1 pseudogene is annotated in these 721 nt (G+C 43.3%); it reads right to left on the reverse strand.

The annotated features are described in order from the left end of the window. Window positions 1-649 (reverse strand): annotated as a pseudogene (locus tag PL85_RS16615) (IS3-like element ISVch4 family transposase); the annotation flags it as partial. Window positions 650-721 lie beyond the last annotated feature (72 nt).

Below are 721 nucleotides of genomic sequence, written 5' to 3' on the forward strand. Positions count from 1 at the left end.
TGACGACTTAAGTGATTTGGAACGTCAATATGTTCTTGTGAAGCCTTTCTGTAACGATGCTTTGGTTCTTGGCAGCTCACTAAACCAAGAGTTCTCATTAGCTTTGTTGCTCGGTATCGGCTCAGCTTTACACCCTGATTTGTGACTATATCTGCAATGGTTCTCGCTCCCGCAGAGCCATTGCTTGCGGCGTGAGCCTCGCTAATCAAGCTGCGCAGTTTTATTGTTTCCGCATTAATTAACGCTGGGCGTTTAAGCCAATAGTGATAACTACTTCGATGAACATTGAAGACTTCGCATAATATTTTTACGCTGTGGCTCTGCTTGAGTTTCTTGATTATCAAGAATTGTTCAGTGAGTCCGACATCAAGAGAGCCGTGGCTTTTTTTAGTATTTCATTATGCTCTTCAAGGCGAGCCAGCTTCTTTTTCAATTCCCGAATTTCTATTTGCTCAGGGGTCATAGGTGAAGCTTTCGGTGTTTTCCCTTGGCGTTCTTCTCTAAGCTGGCGAACCCATTTATCCATCGTGGACTTGCCCACATTCATGGCTTGGGCTGCTTCCGTCACTGAGTAATTTTGGTCTAAGACTAGCTGCGCTGCTTCTAACTTAAATTCTGCGCTAAATAGTCGTCTTGTACGTTTTGTCATAATGTCACCTGTTAACTTATGAGGTGATGATATCACCTCTAACTAAGTGACCAAATTCACTATGCCACTACA

It is taken from the genome of Vibrio anguillarum (assembly GCF_001989995.2).
GTDB lineage: Bacteria > Pseudomonadota > Gammaproteobacteria > Enterobacterales > Vibrionaceae > Vibrio > Vibrio anguillarum.